The following is a 741-nucleotide window of genomic DNA, read 5'->3' as shown; positions in this document are numbered from 1 at the left end:
AAATCAAAACCACCCGTATAACGGGTGGTTTGTTCTTCGGCTATAAGCCTTTGTTACTGACCAGCCCTGATGAGGGCTCTGAGAAGATCAGCCATATGTACTACTTTCCCAGCAACCCTTAAAAGGGTTGTTTTATTTTTTCTTCTTAGTTTCTTCGCCAGTAAAAGGATCTATATATTCAACAAGTGTTAATTGCTCCGCAACGATATCCTCTTGTAATTGATTACGAATATAATTTTCTATGACTTTTTTATTTCTTCCAACTGTATCAACGTAAAAACCTTTACACCAAAATTTTCTATTACCATATCTATATTTTAAATGTGCATGTCTATCAAAAATCAACAAACTACTCTTTCCTTTTAAATATCCTACAAATTGCGAAACGCTTAATTTTGGCGGAATACTAACTAACATATGAATGTGATCTTTACATGCTTCAGCTTCAATAATTTCTACGCCTTTTCTTTCGCATAGCTGTCGCAATATTATTCCAATATCTTTCTTTATTTTTCCATATATAATTTGTCTTCTATATTTAGGAGCGAAGACAATGTGATACTTACAATTCCATTTTGTATGTGCTAAACTATTTGTGTCTGAAGACATAAGTTGCATCTCCTCGTGTTGTTTATTTTGGTTGGCTGACCAAATATTATTTTAGCACGTAGAGATGCAATTTTTAATACAACGGTATAACCATACTGCACCATACGCATAGCGTATGGTTTTTTTATCCAA

Annotated in this window: 1 protein-coding gene; it reads right to left on the bottom strand. The window is 33.3% G+C overall.

Going from position 1 to position 741, the window contains the following annotated elements:
* Positions 1–132: 132 nt before the first annotated feature.
* Complete coding sequence (tnpA, locus tag KA867_RS13330; RefSeq protein ID WP_145381240.1) at positions 133–609, bottom strand: IS200/IS605 family transposase; 477 nt, start codon at positions 607–609, stop codon at positions 133–135.
* Positions 610–741 lie beyond the last annotated feature (132 nt).

Origin of the sequence: Staphylococcus sp. GDH8C109P, assembly GCF_017893405.1 — a bacterium.
GTDB classification, from domain to species: domain Bacteria; phylum Bacillota; class Bacilli; order Staphylococcales; family Staphylococcaceae; genus Staphylococcus; species Staphylococcus cohnii.
Note: the sequence above shows the minus strand (reverse complement) of the source record. Positions and strands in the feature narration are given on the sequence as shown.

Excerpts from the sequence above, each read along its gene's own strand:
- tnpA (WP_145381240.1), bottom strand. The coding sequence starts at position 609 with ATGTCTTCAGACACAAATAGTTTAGCACATACAAAATGGAATTGTAAG.